The following is a 15,552-nucleotide window of genomic DNA, read 5'->3' as shown; positions in this document are numbered from 1 at the left end:
CGGGCGAACTGTGGTTGGATCGTCTGCCGAAGCTTTAGGAATCTCGAACACAATGATCACGAGCGATACGCAACAGCGCATTATCGATGCCGTCGACGCCGGATTTGACCGGCAGCTTGCCACCACGCGCGATTTTGTGGCGATTCCATCGACGCGCGGCGCGGAGGGGCCGTGTCAGGACATGATCGGCGACCTGTTGCGCGAGCGTGGTTATGAGGTCGACGACTGGCATATCGATCTGGATGATCTGAAGCAGCTGCGCGGGTTTGGTCCGGTCGAGACGGATTTCTCGCGCGCCCGCACCGTGGTTGGAACCTATCGTCCGTTGAATAACGCCGGCAACTCGCTGATCCTGCAGGGCCACTGCGACGTGGTGCCAACCGGACCGCTCGACATGTGGGAGACGCCGCCGTTCTCGCCCGTGATCAAGGACGGCAGGATGTATGGCCGCGGCGCCTGCGATATGAAGTCCGGCACCATCGGCGCGCTTTATGCGCTGGATGCGATCAAGGCCGCAGGGTTTAGACCGACCGCGCGCATCCATTTCCAGTCTGTCATCGAGGAGGAGAGCACCGGCGTCGGCGCGCTCTCGACCCTGCAGCGCGGCTATCGCGCCGATGCCTGCTTCATTCCAGAGCCGACCGGCTGCAAGATGGTGCGCTCGCAGGTCGGTGTGATCTGGTTTCGCCTCCGCGTGCGCGGCTTCCCCGTGCATGTGTTCGAGGCGGGCGCCGGCTCCAACGCAATCACCGCGGCATATCACCTGATCCACGCGCTCGAAAAGCTCGAGACCGAGTGGAATGAGCGGGCCAAGGCCGATGCCCACTTCAAGAATCTGAATCATCCGATCAACTTCAATCCGGGTATCATCAAGGGCGGCGATTGGGCCTCCAGCGTGCCCGCCTGGTGCGACGTCGATTGTCGCATCGCCGTGCTGCCCGGCTGGTCGATCAGTGATTGCCAGAACGAGATCCTGGCCTGCGTCTCTAACGCGGCGCGCAGTCATCGCTTCCTGTCTAACAATCCACCGGTCGTGGAATGGTCGGGCTTCCTGTCGGAAGGCTATGAGCTGAAGGATTCCGCCGAGCCGGAGGCGGCGTTCGGCCGGGCGTTCAACGCCGTGTTCGGCGGAGATGTGCAGGATCTCGTGTTCACCGCGCTGACCGACACGCGCTTCTACGGTCTCGAATACAACATTCCGAGCCTCTGCTTTGGCGCCAGCGGCGCAGCGATGCACGGCTTCAACGAATATGTCGAGCTCGACTCGCTGCGCCAATCGACCAAGGCGACGGCGCTGTTCATCGCCGAGTGGTGTGGCGTCGAGCCGGCCTGACCAGACATCCAATGACCGAGGCAATGACCTCTGGGGTCATTGCCTCGCCTGGCGGCGCGCGTCATGTTTCCTGAACAATCGTTGAGGAGGGGAGCATGACGCCGCTCGAAAAGATCAACTCGCTGAAGATGCCGTTTGCCGAACTGAAAGGCGTCACCTTTACCGAGGCGGAGCCCGATCGCGTGGTCGCACGCATGGCCATTCGACCCGATCTCTGCACCTTGCATCACACGGCTCACGGCGGGGCTGTCATGGCGCTCGCCGATTCCGTCGGTGCGGCTGCGACGGTGATCAACCTTCCTGATGAGGCCAAGGGCACCACCACGATCGAGAGCAAGACCAACTTCATCGGCGGTGCCAAGGAAGGAGCGACCCTGGTTGCGACTGCCACGCCGGTGCATCGTGGCCGCCGTACCCAGGTGTGGCAGACCCGCCTGGAAACCGACGACGGCAAGCTGGTGGCGATCGTCACGCAGACGCAGCTTATTCTCGTGTGACTGCGGGTTGGACGGCCGTTAACTGCGCGTTGCCTGATCCAGCGCGACAGATAGCCTCGCAGGAAGGCGGGGCTTGAATTCGATGTTGCGATGCACAATATGCTTGCATCTAGGGACTCAACGCCTCCTCGAGGGCTTCCAAGAGGAGTTATCGCAAGTGACACAGGTCGATACTTTCCGTCCCCGGCCGGGCTTCGGCTACGTACGGACGCTTAGCCAGCACGAAGAATTGCCGCTGCTCCGCGACCATTTGCTGCGGCTCGATCCGGACAGCCGCCATGACCGCTTTAACGGCTTTCTGGATGACGGCTTTATCGAGCGTTATGCCGCCAAATGTGCCGCCGACGGCACCATCATCGTCGCCTATATGGAGAACGGGATGGTGCGCGGCGCGGCCGAACTGCATCCGCCGGAGCAGTCCGATGACGGGCTGCCGGAGATCGCCTTCAGTGTCGAGGCCTGCCTGCGCCGGCGCGGCGTGGGCAGCCTGCTGTTCGAGCGGGTGATCGCGGAAGCGCGCTGGAAGGGCTATCGGCGCCTGCGCGTCACCACTGGCGCGCAGAATCACGCGATGCGCGCGCTGGCCGCCAAGTTTGGTGCCCATCTGATGTTCGAGCGAGGCGAATCCAGCGGCACGATCGACCTGACCCAGCAGCCACAGGACGAGCTGACGAAACTTGTGATTGACGCACCGCTGGCAGCGGCGCGGGCTTTCTTCCAGCTCAATCGTGCCTGCTGGAAAATGGTGGGGCGGATGTACGGCGCCAAGCGCGCGGCGTGAGAGCGCGACGTCTTACAAACAAACAATGGGAGCGCGGCAGCGGCTTTCGCTGTCGCGCTCTCGTTATAATATTTGGACCGGATTCGATTTGAACCGGCGAACGCGCTCGTTCAGGTCCCTGTGCGCGGGGCGAAGTTGAAGCGGCGCACCGTGCGGCGCTCGACCACCACGGCGCGCTGCTGCGTGCCCTGGTCCGCCATGACGACACGGGTGTTGGTGCGCGCCGCAATACGACTGGTCTTCTTCACTTCGGGCAGCACCTGCTCGAGCGGAAGACCCATGAGCGCCGCGGCAAACTCCGCCTGCGCCTGCACGTCATCGGTGATGCCGGAAGCGGCAAAGATCGCTTCCTCCAGCGTCGGCGGATCGCGCCGCACGCGCCGCGTGCCGTACTTGGTATTCCAGTCTTCGCTCATGGGGTCCTCGTGAATGATCCGGGATACCTAGAAGCCTCTATGCTGCATTGCAATATGAAATTCGCGGAACAAGCCAGCTATGCACTCACTGTGTCGCGAGCCGGCAACGCCTGATCCTGTACCTGGGCGTCCTGCATGTGGGAATCCTGGGGCCAGCGCCGCAAGGCCGCCCGGCCGGCGTCGGTCAGCGCGTAGACGCCACGCTCGGTGCGATCGAACCAGCCATAGACGTTGTGCTGCAGGATTTTGGGCGCGTCCGGTACTTGCGGCCGCAGATCGCGCACGCGTCGTGGGCCGGTCGCCATCGCGGCGGCGCAGGCCAGCGCCTGCTGGCGGTAGGCAGTCATGATCGGGGCGCGCGTCGAACCGCCGAGCGCGGGATCGCCCTTGCGGCGCTGATGCTCGGCAACGAGCCGCGAGCGCTTCTTCGGGTTGCGCCGCGGCGCTGCGGTCGGCGGCGCGACCAGCACCTCGACATCGCCGCGATCGGTGACGGCGAGCATGCCAAAGCCGAGCCGCCGGCACAGATTGCGGTAGCGCGCATCGCTCTCGCGGCCCTTGCCGCGCGCCGACAGTCTTGCAGCGATCCAGGTCTCGTCGCAGGCCCCAGCGCGATCGACCGCCTGCAGCAGAAGCTCGAGGTTGAACGCCTGCTTGAGCTCGCAGATCACGACAAGGGGGGGATCGTCACCTTTGAGTGCAACCACGTCGCAGCCGCCGACTTCGCCCTTGACCGAGAAGCCGAGGGTTTCGAGGAAGCGTTTGACGGGAAGGTAGAGCGCGGTTTCCAAGCGGGATCCAACGAGATCTTGCAACCAACAGGGTGCGACTCAAGCGCCGCGAGTCTAACGGCATGCGGACATACATGGCAGCGTAAAGTTGTTTCCGCCGCGTGTCGTGACTACACCCGTCCGGCCACCGGTATCAGCGCGCCGGTAACGCCGCTCGCGGCGTCGCTCGCCAGGAACAGGATCACCTCGGCGAGCTCCTGCGGCTTGACCCATTTGTCGAAATCGGCCTTCGGCATGCTGGCGCGATTGGCGGCAGTGTCGATGATCGAGGGCAGCACCGCATTCACGGTGATTTTGCCCTTCCACTCCGCGGCCAGCGCCTCGGTCAGGCGGTGCACGGCGGCCTTGGAGGCGGCGTAAGGGCCCATGCCGGCACCGGCCTGCAGCGCGCCGATCGCCCCGACATTGACGATGCGCCCCGAATTCGAACGCGCCAGATGCGGAATGGCGGCGCGCGATGCATTGAGTGCCGTCACCAGGTTCATCGTGTGCATCTTCTGCCAGACGCTGCCGTCGCCATCGGCGGCTGCCTCGAAAGCAAAGCCGCCGGCGATATTGATCAGCGCGTCGAGGCGGCCGAAATGCGCGGCCACCGCGTCGATCGCGGTCTTGGCTTGCTCGGCATCGGAGAGATCGACCCCGCCGAGCTCGATACGGTCGTCGGTCGCGGGCAGTTGCGCCTGAGCGTGGTCGACGCCGGCCACGCGGGCCCCGCGCGCCAGCGCAATCTCGGCCACGCTTCGACCGAGCGCACCCAGCGCTCCCGTTACCACTATGACAGTCCCGTTCATCCCACGTTCGTCCCGATCTCTCGCCGCCCAGCATCTGCCGTTCAATATCGCCGCGACGGATCGGACTTGCAATGCCACGCGCTTCGCAACACCATCCAACTTGAGATCGTCGTCGACTGGCGGAGGGGCAGATGACAGATGGATCCGTTTGCAATCCCTATCCTGATCTGATGGCGTTCGGCCCCGGACTTGGTCGCTTGCGCGCAAGCCTGAAAGGGCGGCGCAAGACCCGTATTGTGGCGATTGGTTCATCCTCGACGTCAGGCGAGGGGAATGTCATCCCCTATCCTCACCGTCTTGAGCTTGCACTTCGTGCCCGTTTTCCGGACCGAATGGTCGACGTCATCAATCGCGGAATTGGCGGCCAGGAGGCGCCCGAGGAGGCTGCGCGGTTCGAGTCCGATGTCCTCTTGGAGGAGCCGGCTTTGGTGATCTGGCAAGTCGGCACCAATGCGATCTACCATCGCGAGCTCTACGATCCGGCACGCGTCGCCGCAGCCATCGCAGCCGGATTGAGCTGGCTCAAGACGTTGGAAGCAGACATCATCCTGATGGACTTGCAATATGCGCCGGAGCTGTTGACCGCGACCCTGAACGAGTGCGACAGGAAGGATCCCCAGAAGCAGAAGGCCGCTGATGCCGACAGGAAGGCGGCCACGCTCCATATGGTCGAACTGATCAGACAGGCGGCGACTGACGCTGGCGTCAATCTGTTCCGGCGCTTCGCATTGATGCAACGTTGGGTTGAGCAGGACCATATCGACATTGAGAAGCTGATCAATGCCAGCGACCGATTGCATCAGACCGAGTTCGGCACTGCCGGTGTTAGCAATGCGCTCTATACGGCAATCAAGGGCGCAATCGGCGATATCCCGGGGGCCGCGGTATAAGCTCGCGGCCAGGCGCAGATTCGATAAAATTATCGGGAGTTTCGTAAGCGGATCGCGAGGGCGGCGCGCTAGCTTTGATCCCTGCCATAGAGGGGTGTTGGAGCTTCGCCATGATGAGACATCTGCCGGACCATGGTTTGCCGCTGGTTCAGCTCAAGGAGCAGCGCCGCGACCTGGTGGTCGCCCTGCAGAACCGTACCGGACCGGTCAGCGGCTGGGAGTTGATGCAGATCGCCGCCGTGCAGCAGGCCATTTCCGCCTTCGAGGAGGTCATCGCCGATCTCGATGCAATGGAAGCTGCGGAAGCAGAGCCGGCCGACGCAGCCTGAGCGCGTCTTCGCTCGAGCATCATCTCCGCGCAAACGCATGTCGCGTTTGTCGCGAGGAAAAAGCGGTTTCGACCTTGCGCGCCGCGGCCCTCCGGGTCCGGATCATGTTCTTGCAGCGTCCGTCAGGACGTCAGGTAGCGCGCCTGCAATGCGGCGCGTTCCTGCTCGCCGATGCCGAGCCCGTCTCTGAGATAGCCTTCGAGGCCGCCATAGCCGGCCTGCACCGCCTCGAAGCCGGCAGCCAGAAACGAGGCATCGACCGATCCGATCGCGTCCCTGACGTCGTCAGGCAGATCGGTGCTGGCGGTGGGATCGCGCCGATAGAAGCGATTGGTCAACAGATAGTCCTCAGCGATCACCTCGTCCGGCACGCCGAGCGCATGCAGGATCAGGGCGCAGGCAAAGCCGGTGCGGTCCTTGCCGGCGGTGCAGTGGATCACGAGCGGCGCGCGATCTTCCAACAGATGCGCGAATAGCCCGCGAAAGCTGTCCGTGCTGAGACGCACGTAGTTCCGGTAGGATTCCCGCATGACCTCCAGCGCATCCTCCGCCGTGAGACATCCGGCGGCGAGGCGCTCGCGCAAGGTGGCCACGACCGTCGGCTCGATCGGCAGCGAATGCACGGCGATCTCGGCCATCGCGCAAAGAGCTGCCGCACGTTCTTCGCGGCCACGGAAGTCGAATGCGCTGCGGACGCCGAGCTGGCGCACGATCACGATGTCGGTCTCGGTCAGATGACCGAGATGATTTGAGCGGAAGATCTGGCGCCAGCGCACCATGCGGCCGTCACCAGTCGGGTAGCCGCCGAGATCGCGAAAATTGCTGGCGCCTTCGAGGTTGAGATGACGGGGAGGGATCTCTGACATCGACCCAGTCTACGCCATCGGCTGCAGCCGTAAAATGACCCCGGCGCACGGTTCCGCTACGAGCGCAACATGAGGCAAGGCTCGAAAAACAAAGGGCCGGAACGATCTTCGTTCCGACCCTTCAATCGAGACGGCAGCAGGCCGCTCGTCCAGCTGCTTTGGGCATCAGTGATCCCATGACGGCTTGGCTTCCTGGATCGCCTCTTCATGATACCAGCTGCCGCTGCAGATCGACGGCTGGAGCGAGGGGGCAGGCTGCTGCGTGGTCTCGACCTCGCCGTAACGGCGACCGCCGAGAGCGGCACGGCCGCCTCGCGGAAATTGGTAGATCCTGGCGGATCCCTGGCCGGTATTTGTGTCCATCCTTCGATCTCCTTTCCATCGGACTACAACCGATGGTGCGCCCGACTCGTTCTCTGAGGGTTACCAAAATCGATATTTGCCCCTGCCTTGAAGAATGCAATCTGATGAAAAGAAAATCAGCTTCTGCGCATTTAGAAGGCAGTCTGAGGTTTGCCCCACGTGAAGCAGCGGGCAGATGATCAACATCTGAGCCGGGCGGAAGGTTGCGGAAGCGGCCCGTCGGTCTTTTCAAAAATTTCCCTCGCTTGCCGCGGGCTTGATCGGGAGGATATCGCGGCGCCGCAAATGCCGCGAAAACAAGCGGGATTTTGTCATAAGCCGTCGTCGGAGGCCGCTCGGGAACCAGCAAGGCGCGGTGCTATGTCGCACCCGCCATTGGGCCGAAAAAGCTGGGGATGTCCTTCCTCGCATCTGCGTGGGGTGCGGCGGCGCGTCGCAGTATTTGGCACGTTACGTGCTTAAGGAAGGCCGGCCGATCGTGGCCGGGTAAGCGGGGCAGGCCCAGTGCTTCTGGCCTCCCACCTTTCGATTTAGCAGAGAGGCTCAATGACGAAATACAAGCTCGAGTATATCTGGCTCGATGGCTACAAGCCGGTGCCGAATTTGCGCGGCAAAACTCAGATCAAGGAATTCTCTTCGTTTCCGACTCTTGAACAGCTGCCTTTGTGGGGGTTCGACGGCTCGTCGACCATGCAGGCCGAGGGTCACAGCTCTGATTGCGTGCTGAAGCCGGTCGCGGTCTTCCCGGACGCCGCTCGCACCAATGGCGTGCTGGTGATGTGCGAAGTCATGATGCCGGATGGCAAGACGCCGCACCCGTCGAACTCGCGCGCGACCATCCTCGACGATCCGGACGCCTGGTTCGGCTTCGAGCAGGAGTACTTCTTCTACAAGGACGGTCGTCCGCTCGGCTTCCCGGCGTCCGGTTACCCGGCACCGCAGGGCCCGTATTACACCGGCGTCGGCTATTCGAACGTCGGCGATCTCGCCCGCAAGATGGTCGAAGAGCATCTCGATCTCTGCCTCGCGGCCGGCATCAACCACGAAGGCATCAATGCCGAGGTGGCGAAGGGCCAGTGGGAATTCCAGATCTTCGGCAAGGGCTCGCGTACCGCCGCCGACCAGATGTGGATGGCCCGCTACCTGATGCTGCGTCTGACCGAGAAGTACGGCGTCGACATCGAGTTCCACTGCAAGCCGCTCGGTGACACCGATTGGAATGGCTCCGGCATGCATTGCAACTTCTCGACCAAGTACATGCGCGAAGTCGGCGGCAAGGAGTACTTCGAGAAGCTGATGGCCGCGTTCAAGGAAGCCCGTGCCGACCACATCGCGGTCTATGGCCCGGACAACCACATGCGTCTGACCGGCAAGCACGAGACCGCCTCGATCGATACCTTCAGCTGGGGTGTTGCCGATCGCGGTGCGTCGATCCGCGTACCGCACTCCTTCGTGAACAACGGCTACAAGGGTTATCTGGAAGACCGCCGTCCGAACTCGCAGGGCGACCCCTACCAGATCGCGTCGCAGGTTCTGAAGACCATCTCGACGGTTCCGACCGACGCGAAGGCCGCAGCCTAACTGAGACGCCGAACATAATCCCAGGACGGCAAGCCATGATCCGCCGGAGTTTCGCTCCGGTGGATCATTTGTTTTTGCTTCGGCGGACTCTGTGACCTCGCACACTTTCCATTCGATTTCTCGCCGTGTTAATCAACGGCAGCGCAACATCCAGCCGGCAAGGGGAACGCGGCTGTGTTCGGCGGATTCTACACAAGCAGGTATCAACTCGGCCAGACCCCGGGTCGCGGCGTCATGTATGTGCATGACGGTCGCATGCTCGGCGGCAGCTCGGCTTTTGCCCATATCGGCTCGTTCGAACAGATCGGTGAAGAGGTCGCGATCGAGATCAGGACCAGCCGGCACAATCCCGACCCGGCCTATCCAGCCATGGCGGGCACCGACGATGCTACCTTGCTGGCCCGTGGTCGCCGGGATGGCAGGAATTACCGTTTTGCCGGCGAGCTCAACGAGCTGCCGGGCGTGCCGTTTCAGTCGGTATTGACGCCGGTCGAGGAGCCGTCGCTGCCGTCGCTCGGCGGAGTGAGTGAGGGCGGTATCGTCAACGGGCTCTATTCGATCCACCTCCGCCTGCTCGATGGTGTCGACGGCGGGTTGACGGGTGTGATGCTGCTCAATGAGGGCCGCATTCTCGGTGGCGACAATTATTTCTACTATCTCGGCAACTACACGTCCGGGAATGGCCGCTGGAAAGGACAGATCCTCAATCAGGAGCACACGCCGGCACTTGGCGTGGACCTGATTTTTGGCGGTCACGAGGTCGGCATCGGCTTTGCCGGCACCTGCGACATGGACAGCGCGCAATTCGAGGCGACGGCGCTGGCCGGCAAGCGCAGCCTGCGTCTCAGCGCTGCGCTCAGGCTGCTGCAGCGGGCTTGAATGCAGTGAGCGATGCCGTGCGCCTGCTTTCGACGCTGGCCATGAGAGGCGCGGTGCAGGACCTTGCCGATCCCTATCTACACGCGAGCGGCTGTCGGATCGACGCGGACTTCGCGCCGACGCTCGCACTCCTCGAGCGGCTGCGCGCGGGAGAGCAGGCGGATCTCGTGATCCTCACCCGCGAGGGCCTGCATGAGCTTGCCGGTGCCGGGATGGTAGTGGCTGAGAGCTGCACGGATCTTGCGCGCTCTTATGTCGGCATTGCGGTCAGAGCTGGTGCGACACATCCCGATATCGCCGATGAAGCGGCCTTGCGGAAGACGTTACTGACGGCACGCGCCGTGGCTTACTCACGGATCGGCGCCAGCGGCATCCTGTTCGCCGGTCTCATTGCGCGGATGGGAATTGCCGCCGAGATCAACGCCAAGGCCGTCATCATTCCCTCGGGCCTCACCGCGGCGCGCTTGGTATCAGGCGAGGCGGAGCTGGCGGTTCAGCAGATCAGCGAGCTGAAGCAAGTTGGCGGCGTCGAGGTCGTCGGACCGATCCCGCATGCGCTGCAGACGCCGGCCGTATTTTCCGCCGGCCTGATGACCGCGTCGCCGCGGCGTGCGACGGCCCGAGATCTGTTGCGCCATCTGGCGTCGCCTGAATTTTCCGACGCGCTGCGCGCCGCAGGATTGGAGCCTTGAAATTGGCAGCGCAGCTCAGCAATGTTCAGGCCATGATGATGAAAGGCGTGCATTCCTTATTCGTCGTGCTGGCGGCCATCGTGCTTGCGCCATTGGACGTGCGGGCGCAATCGGCTGATCTCGTGCTGTGCGATCGCATCGCCGCCGATCCGTCCGATCCCGACAAGCCGGCCGACGTCAAAGGCGTGACCGAGATCGCCAGCGCCGACATTCCGACCGCGATCAGGTTCTGCAAGCAAGCTCAAGCGTCGCGGCGGGCGCTGTTCCAGCTCGGCCGGGCCTATGCGGCCAACCGGCAGATGGTGGAGGCGATCGCGGCCTGGCGCAAGGCCGCTGACAAGGGCTCGACCTCGGCGATGGTCGAGCTTGGTGTGCTCCATGCCACCGGCACGGGCGTGCCCAAGGACGAATCGCAGGCGCGCAAGCTGTTCGAACGTGCTGCGCAGGCCGGCAATCCGCGCGGCGTCAGCAATCTTGCCGCGCTTGGCGGTGGTGCTGCTGCGCCCGCCGATCCCGCGCGAGCGCGCGAACTGCTCGCCAAGGCAGCCCAGACCAACGCGGAGGCACAATACCAGCTCGGGCTGATGCTCGCCGACGGCACCGGCGGCGCCAAGGACGAGGAGGGTGCAAGGGCGCTGTTCGAGAAAGCGGCTGCACAGAACCATCCGGGCGCTTTGGCGCGGATGGGAGAATTCTCCGAGCACGGCCGCGGCGGTCCGAAGGATACGGCCGCCGCCAAGAGCTACTATCAACGCGCAGCGGACCTCGGCGATGAGGACGCCAAGAAGGCGCTCAAGCGGCTGGACTGTCCGATCGTGCTCAAGGACAAGCGCGGTAATCTCGTCAGTAATCTCTGTTTCTGATTCATCGAGCGTTGCACGCTGGCTTTGCTCGGGAACGCAAGCCGAGCGCGCCGGTTGATGGGGCGAATACGGAGGAGATCGGTCATGATCCGCAAGTTGCGTTCCGGCGAATACCGGCTCTATTCGCGCAAGGTCGATCCGAGGACCGGCAAGCGGCGTAACCTCGGCACGTTCAAATCGCGCGCGGCGGCCGAAAAGCACGAGCGCGAGGTGCAATATTTCAAGCGGCATTAGGGCGGCTTGGAAGCAGGGGATCGGAAGCGCGAAAAGCGCCTTCCACTGCGGCGCAGCATCGACTAAGAGCGGCGGCAAATCGGTCCACGCTCTTGAGCCCACATGATCCGCCTCGATAACGTCAGCAAGCAAGTCGGCCACCAGATCCTCTTCATCGAAGCATCCGCAGCCCTGCAGAAGGGCGAGAAGATCGGCCTCGTCGGCCCCAACGGCGCCGGAAAATCGACGCTGTTCCGTATGATTGCGGGGCAGGAGCAGCCGGACGAGGGGCAGGTGTCGCTCGATCGCGGCATCTCGATCGGCTATTTCAACCAGGATGTCGGCGAGATGTCGGGCCGCAGCGCGGTTGCCGAGGTGATGGATGGCGCCGGCCCGGTGTCGGCGGTGGCGAGCGAATTGAAGGCGCTGGAGGCGGCGATGGCCGATCCCGACCGCGCCGACGAGATGGACGAGATCATCGCGCGCTATGGCGACGTGCTGGCCCGTTTCGAGGAGCTCGACGGCTATGCGCTGGACAGCCGCGCACGCGAGGCGCTGGCGGGCCTTGGCTTCAGCCAGGAGATGATGGACGGCGACGTCGGCAAGCTCTCCGGCGGCTGGAAGATGCGCGTGGCACTGGCCCGCATCCTCCTGATGCGTCCCGACGTGATGCTGCTGGACGAACCAAGCAACCATCTCGACCTCGAAAGCCTGATCTGGCTGGAGCAGTTCCTCAGAAACTACGAGGGCGCGCTGATGATGACCTCGCATGATCGCGAGTTCATCAACCGGGTCATCGGCAAGGTGGTCGAGATCGATGGCGGCCAGCTCACGACCTATTCCGGCAATTATGAATTTTACGAGCAGCAGCGCGCGCAGAACGAGAAGCAGCAGCAGGCGCAGTATGAGCGCCAGCAAGCGATGCTCGCCAAGGAGATCAAGTTCATCGAGCGCTTCAAGGCGCGGGCCTCGCACGCGGCGCAGGTGCAGAGCCGCGTGAAAAAGCTCGACAAGATCGAGCGCGTCGAGCCACCGAAGCGGCGCCAGACCGTGGCGTTTGAGTTCCAGGTTGCGCCGCGTTCGGGGGAGGACGTGGTCAGCCTGAAGAACGTGCACAAGGCTTATGGCAGCCGCCGGATCTATGAGGGGCTGCACTTCATGATCCGTCGCCGCGAGCGCTGGTGCGTGATGGGCGTCAACGGCGCTGGCAAGTCGACGCTCTTGAAGCTCGTCGCCGGCGCGACTGATCCCGATGATGGCTCGGTGACGATCGGCGGCAGCGTCAAGATGGGCTACTTCGCCCAGCACGCGATGGACCTGCTCGATGGGGACCGCACTGTGTTCCAGTCGCTGGAAGATGCGTTTCCGCAGGCGGGGCAGGGCTCGCTGCGCGCGCTGGCCGGGTGCTTCGGCTTCTCCGGCGACGATGTCGAGAAACGATGCCGTGTGCTGTCGGGTGGCGAGAAGGCACGGCTGGTAATGGCAAAGATGCTGTACGACCCGCCGAACTTCCTGGTGCTGGACGAGCCGACCAACCATCTGGACATGGCGACCAAGGAGATGCTGATCGCGGCGCTGTCGGAATTCGAAGGCACCATGCTGTTCGTCTCCCACGACCGCCACTTCCTGGCGGCGCTGTCGAACCGCGTGCTCGAGCTCACCGACGACGGCATCCACCAATATGGCGGCGGCTACACCGAATATGTCGCGCGCAGCGGCCACGAGGCGCCGGGCCTGCGCAGCTGAGGCGCTGCCCCGCCTGAAGCAAGCGGGGCAGGCCGACGTCGTACCGGCCTAGCCGCCGGCCTCGCACTTCTTCATGAAGGAGGTCTTGGCGGCTCCCGCGAGCTTCTTGCCGTCGGAGCCGACCGCCTTGGCCGCGCACTCATCCGCCATGCACTTCTTCATGAACGAGGTCTTGGCCGCGCCGGCGAGCGGCTTGCCGTCCTTGCCGACCGCCTTGGTCTCGCAGCTGTCCTGCGCGAAGGCGGAGCCGGCTGCGAAGCTGGCGAGCGCGGCAACCAGAAACAATTTCCTCATCGGTGCGTCTCCTGTGAAAAAACAACACTCCAGATGGGAGCCACAAATCTTGGCGCGATCAAGTTACCGCGCCTCGCTCTGGCGAGAAATCCCCGTTCATCAACCGCCCCGGCCGCATCGTCAGGCCGCCCGCACCTCCGAGAGGAAGCGGTTGACCTGGCCGGCCAGGTCGCGCGATTGCGAGGACAATTGCGCGGCGGCCGACAGCACCTGCTGAGCCGCCTGACCGGTCTGGTCGGCCGCCTGCTGCACGCCGGAGATGTTGCTGTTGACCTCGCGCGTGCCGCGTGCGGCGTCCTGGACGCTGCGCGAGATCTCCGATGTTGCCGAGCCCTGCTGCTCGATCGCGGAGGCGATCGCAACCCCGATCTGGTCGATCTCGGTGATGACGTTCACGACGTCCTGGATCGCCGCCACCGTCTCGTCGCTGGCGGTCTGGATCGAGGTGATCTGCTCCGAAATCTCGCTGGTGGCTTTCGCGGTCTGTTCGGCAAGCGACTTGACCTCGGAGGCCACGACGGCGAAGCCGCGACCGGCTTCACCGGCGCGCGCGGCCTCGATGGTCGCGTTCAGCGCCAGAAGGTTGGTTTGCTCGGCGATGCTGCGGATCAGGGTGACGACATCGCCGATCTTCTGCGCGCCTTCGGCCAGCGAGCGGGCGGTGTCGCCCGTGCGCCGCGCATTGTCGACGGCGCGCGCGGCGATCTCGGTCGACTGGGCGACCTGGCGGCCGATCTCGGAGATCGAGGAGGTCAGCTCCTCGGTCGCGCTGGCGACCGTCTGCACATTGCCCGAAGTCCGCTCGGAGGCGCTGGCAACCAGGCCGGCCTGCCGGTTGGTGGCGTCAGCGGTGGAGGACATCGATTGCGCGGTGGTCTCCATCTCCGCGGAGGCGCCCGACAGGCCGCCGATCAGTCTGGTGACCTCGATCTCGAAGCTGCGGGCGAGTTCGTCGAGCATCTGCGCTCGCCGCATCTTGACGTCGCTCTCGGTGGCCTTCTCCGCGGCGAGCGTGTCCGCCCGGATCATGTTGTCCTTGAACACGCCGACGGCCGCGGCCATCGCGCCGATCTCGTCGTCGCGCTCCAGGCCCGCGATCGCGCAGTCCACATCGCCGCCGGCGAGGCGCTCCATCGACATCGTGAGATCGACGATCGGCTGGCAAATCCGTCGGCGGACCATGACGATCAGACCGGCGCTGACCGCAACAAAGGAAACGAGCACCGCGAGGGCCACGAAAAAGCTGACGCGGGCAGAGGCATAGGCCGAGCTGAGGATCTGCTCGGCGTTGTCGTAGAACGCGTCGCGCACGCCGATGATGGTGCCGAGACCGCGCTGGGATTCCGCATAGAAAGCGTCGACATCATGCTCATACTTGCCGGTCGCGGCGCCGTCCTTCACCATCTTCAATTCCTGGCCGAAGCGCTGAACATAGGCCTCGTTCATGCGCTGCAGCGCCGCGACGACGCCGGCTGGCGTCGCCGGGTTCTTGCGCAGCTCCTCCAGCGTGAGCAGGATCTGATCGGTGCGGCCCTGACTGCGATAGAGCTCCTTGATCTCCGCGTCAGTGGCGGCACGTTTGGCGCCGACCAGCGCCTTGTGCAGGCTGGCATTGAGACCGCCGATGTCGCGCAGCGCCCAGGCGACGTTGGCGTAGGTGGCCTGGCGGAAGGCATCGCCGTCGAGCGCAGCGAGCCTGCGCACCTGACCATCGAGCAGGTCGGCGACCGCGGCGTTGAAGGCACTGTTCTCGGCGACGGCAGCCTTTGCGGCGTCGCGGCGCGCCTCAGGCGGCTTGGCGAGGCCCTGATCCATCGTATCGCGGAGGCCGGCGAATTTCGCCTTCAAGGCATTGATGGCGCTCGCCACCGCATCGGCATCATCGAGCCCGGAGAGCTGTTTTCGCACCTCCATCATCTTGTCGACTGCGCCGTCGGTCTGCTTGCGATAGGTGTCGAGATCGGCGCGTTGCTTGGGATCGATGACGGGCGGCCCGAACAGGATGTTGGTGGCAAAGCCGCGTTCCGGGTTGAGATAGCGTGGGATGTCGCCGGCGGCCCGCACCACCGCAAGCCGGGCTTGCGCGACGGACACCTGGCCCATGGTCTGGTACTTCGTTGCGGCGACGTAGAGCGAAATGCCGCCGCCAACCGTGGACAAAGAGACAATCGAAATCGTGAGCAGGGCGCCGAGCTTCATGCGACTGGACCAATCACGGTTAGAAAAA

General features: G+C 63.9%; 18 protein-coding genes. 11 read left to right on the top strand and 7 right to left on the bottom strand.

What is annotated here, in order from left to right:
• The first annotated feature begins 52 nt into the window (after positions 1-52).
• The 3 genes from P6U24_RS20120 to P6U24_RS20110 all read left to right on the top strand — a co-directional run bounded on the left by P6U24_RS20120 (position 53) and on the right by P6U24_RS20110 (position 2,611).
• Positions 53-1,333: an ArgE/DapE family deacylase gene (locus P6U24_RS20120; protein WP_407154260.1), complete on the top strand. Its 1,281-nt coding sequence runs from the start codon at positions 53-55 to the stop codon at positions 1,331-1,333.
• Positions 1,334-1,428: 95 nt separating this feature from the next.
• A complete protein-coding gene (locus P6U24_RS20115; RefSeq protein ID WP_407154259.1) occupies positions 1,429-1,830 on the top strand; it encodes a PaaI family thioesterase in 402 nt (133 codons plus the stop codon).
• Between the two features lie 157 nt (positions 1,831-1,987).
• Positions 1,988-2,611 (top strand): GNAT family N-acetyltransferase, encoded by a 624-nt coding sequence (locus P6U24_RS20110; protein ID WP_407160528.1) that lies wholly within the window; start codon positions 1,988-1,990, stop codon positions 2,609-2,611.
• A 110-nt stretch (positions 2,612-2,721) separates the two neighbouring features.
• Here the strand turns inward: P6U24_RS20110 and P6U24_RS20105 are convergent, their stop codons facing one another.
• The 3 genes from P6U24_RS20105 to fabG form a co-directional block, all read right to left on the bottom strand.
• Positions 2,722-3,027 carry a hypothetical protein gene (locus P6U24_RS20105; RefSeq protein ID WP_407154258.1) on the bottom strand — a complete coding sequence of 102 codons (306 nt, stop codon included), beginning with the start codon at positions 3,025-3,027 and terminating at the stop codon, positions 2,722-2,724.
• A gap of 77 nt (positions 3,028-3,104) precedes the next feature.
• Positions 3,105-3,818 (bottom strand): DUF2161 domain-containing phosphodiesterase, encoded by a 714-nt coding sequence (locus P6U24_RS20100; protein ID WP_407154257.1) that lies wholly within the window; start codon positions 3,816-3,818, stop codon positions 3,105-3,107.
• A gap of 110 nt (positions 3,819-3,928) precedes the next feature.
• Positions 3,929-4,609: a 3-oxoacyl-ACP reductase FabG gene (gene fabG / locus P6U24_RS20095; RefSeq protein ID WP_407154256.1), complete on the bottom strand. Its 681-nt coding sequence runs from the start codon at positions 4,607-4,609 to the stop codon at positions 3,929-3,931.
• A gap of 131 nt (positions 4,610-4,740) precedes the next feature.
• Between fabG and P6U24_RS20090 the strand changes: the two genes are divergently transcribed.
• On the top strand, positions 4,741-5,499 hold the full coding sequence (locus P6U24_RS20090) for an SGNH/GDSL hydrolase family protein (RefSeq protein ID WP_407154255.1): 759 nt from the start codon (positions 4,741-4,743) through the stop codon (positions 5,497-5,499).
• Positions 5,500-5,609: 110 nt separating this feature from the next.
• On the top strand, positions 5,610-5,828 hold the full coding sequence (locus P6U24_RS20085; protein ID WP_407154254.1) for a hypothetical protein: 219 nt from the start codon (positions 5,610-5,612) through the stop codon (positions 5,826-5,828).
• A gap of 122 nt (positions 5,829-5,950) precedes the next feature.
• Here the strand turns inward: P6U24_RS20085 and P6U24_RS20080 are convergent, their stop codons facing one another.
• Positions 5,951-6,694: a tyrosine-protein phosphatase gene (locus P6U24_RS20080; RefSeq protein ID WP_407154253.1), complete on the bottom strand. Its 744-nt coding sequence runs from the start codon at positions 6,692-6,694 to the stop codon at positions 5,951-5,953.
• Between the two features lie 165 nt (positions 6,695-6,859).
• Complete coding sequence (locus P6U24_RS20075) at positions 6,860-7,057, bottom strand: DUF2735 domain-containing protein (protein ID WP_407154252.1); 198 nt, start codon at positions 7,055-7,057, stop codon at positions 6,860-6,862.
• A 546-nt stretch (positions 7,058-7,603) separates the two neighbouring features.
• Between P6U24_RS20075 and P6U24_RS20070 the strand changes: the two genes are divergently transcribed.
• The 6 genes from P6U24_RS20070 to P6U24_RS20045 all read left to right on the top strand — a co-directional run bounded on the left by P6U24_RS20070 (position 7,604) and on the right by P6U24_RS20045 (position 13,031).
• Positions 7,604-8,638: a glutamine synthetase beta-grasp domain-containing protein gene (locus P6U24_RS20070; RefSeq protein ID WP_407154251.1), complete on the top strand. Its 1,035-nt coding sequence runs from the start codon at positions 7,604-7,606 to the stop codon at positions 8,636-8,638.
• A 174-nt stretch (positions 8,639-8,812) separates the two neighbouring features.
• Positions 8,813-9,517 carry a GrlR family regulatory protein gene (locus P6U24_RS20065; RefSeq protein ID WP_407154250.1) on the top strand — a complete coding sequence of 235 codons (705 nt, stop codon included), beginning with the start codon at positions 8,813-8,815 and terminating at the stop codon, positions 9,515-9,517.
• Positions 9,518-9,558: 41 nt separating this feature from the next.
• On the top strand, positions 9,559-10,209 hold the full coding sequence (locus P6U24_RS20060) for a substrate-binding domain-containing protein (RefSeq protein WP_407160527.1): 651 nt from the start codon (positions 9,559-9,561) through the stop codon (positions 10,207-10,209).
• Positions 10,210-10,247: 38 nt separating this feature from the next.
• Entirely contained in the window at positions 10,248-11,072 is an 825-nt protein-coding gene (locus tag P6U24_RS20055) for a tetratricopeptide repeat protein (RefSeq protein WP_407160526.1), read from the top strand.
• Positions 11,073-11,156: 84 nt separating this feature from the next.
• Positions 11,157-11,306 (top strand): hypothetical protein, encoded by a 150-nt coding sequence (locus tag P6U24_RS20050; protein WP_407154249.1) that lies wholly within the window; start codon positions 11,157-11,159, stop codon positions 11,304-11,306.
• Positions 11,307-11,408: 102 nt separating this feature from the next.
• Positions 11,409-13,031 (top strand): ABC-F family ATP-binding cassette domain-containing protein, encoded by a 1,623-nt coding sequence (locus P6U24_RS20045; RefSeq protein ID WP_407154248.1) that lies wholly within the window; start codon positions 11,409-11,411, stop codon positions 13,029-13,031.
• A 48-nt stretch (positions 13,032-13,079) separates the two neighbouring features.
• On the opposite strand, the gene P6U24_RS20040 is transcribed toward P6U24_RS20045, so the two are convergent.
• Both P6U24_RS20040 and P6U24_RS20035 read right to left on the bottom strand, forming a co-directional pair.
• On the bottom strand, positions 13,080-13,325 hold the full coding sequence (locus P6U24_RS20040) for a hypothetical protein (protein ID WP_407154247.1): 246 nt from the start codon (positions 13,323-13,325) through the stop codon (positions 13,080-13,082).
• Between the two features lie 120 nt (positions 13,326-13,445).
• A complete protein-coding gene (locus P6U24_RS20035) occupies positions 13,446-15,524 on the bottom strand; it encodes a methyl-accepting chemotaxis protein (RefSeq protein WP_407154246.1) in 2,079 nt (692 codons plus the stop codon).
• Positions 15,525-15,552 lie beyond the last annotated feature (28 nt).

The sequence above is a fragment of the Bradyrhizobium sp. STM 3557 genome, assembly GCF_045571465.1.
Classification (GTDB): domain Bacteria; phylum Pseudomonadota; class Alphaproteobacteria; order Rhizobiales; family Xanthobacteraceae; genus Bradyrhizobium.
The sequence above is the reverse complement of the archived record's forward strand: the minus strand, read 5'-3'. Positions and strand labels throughout refer to the sequence as shown.

Coding starts and splice junctions, on each gene's coding strand:
- P6U24_RS20090 (WP_407154255.1), top strand. CDS start 4,741: ATGACAGATGGATCCGTTTGCAATCCCTATCCTGATCTGATGGCGTTC.
- P6U24_RS20080 (WP_407154253.1), bottom strand. CDS start 6,694: ATGTCAGAGATCCCTCCCCGTCATCTCAACCTCGAAGGCGCCAGCAAT.
- P6U24_RS20035 (WP_407154246.1), bottom strand. CDS start 15,524: ATGAAGCTCGGCGCCCTGCTCACGATTTCGATTGTCTCTTTGTCCACG.
- P6U24_RS20050 (WP_407154249.1), top strand. CDS start 11,157: ATGATCCGCAAGTTGCGTTCCGGCGAATACCGGCTCTATTCGCGCAAG.
- P6U24_RS20040 (WP_407154247.1), bottom strand. CDS start 13,325: ATGAGGAAATTGTTTCTGGTTGCCGCGCTCGCCAGCTTCGCAGCCGGC.
- P6U24_RS20070 (WP_407154251.1), top strand. CDS start 7,604: ATGACGAAATACAAGCTCGAGTATATCTGGCTCGATGGCTACAAGCCG.
- P6U24_RS20085 (WP_407154254.1), top strand. CDS start 5,610: ATGATGAGACATCTGCCGGACCATGGTTTGCCGCTGGTTCAGCTCAAG.
- P6U24_RS20075 (WP_407154252.1), bottom strand. CDS start 7,057: ATGGACACAAATACCGGCCAGGGATCCGCCAGGATCTACCAATTTCCG.
- P6U24_RS20105 (WP_407154258.1), bottom strand. CDS start 3,027: ATGAGCGAAGACTGGAATACCAAGTACGGCACGCGGCGCGTGCGGCGC.
- P6U24_RS20055 (WP_407160526.1), top strand. CDS start 10,248: ATGAAAGGCGTGCATTCCTTATTCGTCGTGCTGGCGGCCATCGTGCTT.
- fabG (WP_407154256.1), bottom strand. CDS start 4,609: ATGAACGGGACTGTCATAGTGGTAACGGGAGCGCTGGGTGCGCTCGGT.
- P6U24_RS20060 (WP_407160527.1), top strand. CDS start 9,559: ATGAGAGGCGCGGTGCAGGACCTTGCCGATCCCTATCTACACGCGAGC.
- P6U24_RS20045 (WP_407154248.1), top strand. CDS start 11,409: ATGATCCGCCTCGATAACGTCAGCAAGCAAGTCGGCCACCAGATCCTC.
- P6U24_RS20120 (WP_407154260.1), top strand. CDS start 53: ATGATCACGAGCGATACGCAACAGCGCATTATCGATGCCGTCGACGCC.
- P6U24_RS20115 (WP_407154259.1), top strand. CDS start 1,429: ATGACGCCGCTCGAAAAGATCAACTCGCTGAAGATGCCGTTTGCCGAA.